The organism is Flavobacterium sp. FPG59, from assembly GCF_002150205.1.
In the GTDB taxonomy this organism is placed as follows: Bacteria; Bacteroidota; Bacteroidia; order Flavobacteriales; family Flavobacteriaceae; genus Flavobacterium.
Genome location: NZ_MTCA01000317.1, coordinates 1 through 2,404, shown reverse-complemented (window position 1 = coordinate 2,404; position 2,404 = coordinate 1). Strand labels below are relative to the sequence as shown.

The window sequence follows — 2,404 nt, the reverse complement described above, 5'->3', positions numbered from 1 at the left end:
GACATACTTTATCCATAATATCATCTGCAACTTTTTCTTTGGATTTTAAATCCATTGGAGATACTTGGAATGATTGATCTATAAAAGTTACTTTATTCGTTAGCTTTCCAAAACCTGCACCTTGATCTTGTAACGAATTAAGAACGATCAAATCTAAGTTTTTTTTCTTGATTTTCAACTTTGCATTTTCAATTTCATTTTCAGTTTCTAATGCAAACCCTATTAAAAACTGATTTATTTTCTTTTCTCCCATAGAGGCAAGAATATCTTTAGTCTTTTCAAGTTCAATTGTAAAGCTTTCTTCGGTTTTTTTAATTTTTTGTTCAGCAATATTTTTCGGTCTATAATCAGCAACTGCAGCGGCTGCAATGGCAACATCAACTGAATCATATACATTATGACAGGCCTTATACATATCCTCTGCAGACACTACTGGTATTACATTAATCAAACTATTACTCACTTTAAAATGTGTAGGCCCTGTGACTAAGTAAACTGTTGCTCCCCTATTTGCAGCACTAATTGCAATATCAAAACCCATTTTACCAGATGAATGATTCCCAATAAAACGAACTGGATCTATAGCTTCGTAAGTTGGACCTGCGGTAATTAAAATTCTTTTTCCTTTAAGTGGTAACTTACTATTTAAATCATTTTCAATAAAAGCAATAATATTTTCAGGCTCTGCCATTCGGCCTTCACCAGATAAACCGCTAGCCAACTCACCTGTTTCGGCAGGAATTAAAATATTACCATAACGAATTAAGGCTTCAAAACTTTGTAACGTAGAAGCATGTTTATACATGTCTAAATCCATTGCTGGTGCAAAGTAAACCGGACATTTTGCTGATAGATAGGTAGCAATTACAAGATTATCACAAGTTCCATTAGTCATCTTAGACAATGTATTTGCAGTAGCTGGAGCAATTATCATTAAATCAGCCCAAAGTGCTAATTCAACATGATTGTTCCACTGCTCATTATCATTTTCTTGATCATAAAAATTAGAATGAACTGGATTTTTAGATAAAGTAGATAACGAAAGTGGCGTGACAAAATCCTTAGAAGCAGGTGTCATTATCACTTGGACATGTGCACCTGCTTTAATAAAAAGTCGTACTAATGTAGCTGTTTTATAGGCTGCAATTCCACCAGAAATTCCAAGTAGAATTTTCTTACCTTGTAAAACTGACATCGTACTAATTATTTGTTTGAATCTCTATGATATATTTTACCATCTAACCATTCTTGAACTGCTAACGCATGTGGCTTAGGTAATTTTTCATAAAATTTAGAAACTTCAATTTGTTCTTTATTTTCAAAGACTTCTTCAAGACTATCGTTATAAGTAGCAAACTCTTCTAATTTCTCTGTCAATTCTTTTTTAATTTCAGAATTGATTTGATTTGCTCTTTTAGCCATAATCGTTATTGCTTCATATACGTTACCCGTTGGTTCTTCAATTACAGTTTTGTTGTATGTAATTGTGTTTACAGGAGCATTCGTCTTTTTTAAATCCATGACTTTATTTATTTAGTAAAATTTTGTAACTCTTTTTCTATTCTCACTAACATGTAGTTAGCTTCTTTCTTGTATTTTGATTCTGGGTTAAATTTCACCAAGTTAGCTTGAGCAACTTTAGCAATATTCAACCTCTCTTGCATTTTTGAAGGAATACTATTAATAGCTAGTTGATAGGCCGAGTCCAGTTTGTAATACAAAGCGTCTTCTTTATATTTCGTACCAGGATAATCAACTATAAAATTTTCAAGCGCAACTATAGCTGATTTATAATCAGAAATGGTGTGATACCCCTTTGCGTTTTCATATACTTTTTTCTCCACTTTTTCACTCAAAGCTTTTACGGCTAAATTAGCATCCTTTGCATATTGCGAATTTGGATATGCATCTATAAAATTCTGAAGCTTATCTAATGCCTTGTTAGTGTCAGTTTGATCCAAACTATAAACAGGAGATAACATCGAATAACTTTTTGCTCCTAAATAGGCTGCTTCTTCTAGTTTTTCACTTTTTGGATAACTCGAAACAAAATTATCAAACTGATATCCTGCTAAGTAAAATTGATTTGTTTTATAGTAGGACTGAGAAAACATAAAAAATAATTTTTCAGCTTGCGGTTTTCCTCTGTATGCAGGTGCAATTTGTTCAAAAATCTTTAATGCTTTAGAGTATTTACCAGCATCATATAACTTGGTTCCCATTTCAAATTTCACAGCAACATCCTCAGATTTTAATGCTTTTTGATATTCATTACAAGAGCTGAGTAAGGCAACAGTTAAAACGAGATATATTATTTTTTTCATTTTCATATTTTATAATGATTTGTAAGCTAAAAAAACCTACCTATCATTCCGAAGTTTCGGTGGCAAATTTAGGTATTAAT

Annotated in this window: 3 protein-coding genes; all 3 read right to left on the bottom strand. The window is 32.0% G+C overall.

Annotated features, from left to right (window positions below; genetic code table 11):
• Positions 1-1,195 (bottom strand): bifunctional phosphopantothenoylcysteine decarboxylase/phosphopantothenate--cysteine ligase CoaBC (gene coaBC, locus FPG59_RS15505; RefSeq protein ID WP_086455451.1); only part of this gene is annotated, 1,195 nt, incomplete at its 3' end.
• A gap of 8 nt (positions 1,196-1,203) precedes the next feature.
• Complete coding sequence (locus tag FPG59_RS15500) at positions 1,204-1,521, bottom strand: DNA-directed RNA polymerase subunit omega (RefSeq protein WP_026709525.1); 318 nt, start codon at positions 1,519-1,521, stop codon at positions 1,204-1,206.
• Positions 1,522-1,529: 8 nt separating this feature from the next.
• Positions 1,530-2,324: an outer membrane protein assembly factor BamD gene (locus FPG59_RS15495; protein ID WP_086455452.1), complete on the bottom strand. Its 795-nt coding sequence runs from the start codon at positions 2,322-2,324 to the stop codon at positions 1,530-1,532.
• Between the last annotated feature and the right edge of the window lie 80 nt (positions 2,325-2,404).

What these genes read in the sequence shown, in the direction of transcription:
- FPG59_RS15495 (WP_086455452.1), bottom strand. Translation starts at nt 2,324, where the DNA reads ATGAAAAAAATAATATATCTCGTTTTAACTGTTGCCTTACTCAGCTCT.
- FPG59_RS15500 (WP_026709525.1), bottom strand. Translation starts at nt 1,521, where the DNA reads ATGGATTTAAAAAAGACGAATGCTCCTGTAAACACAATTACATACAAC.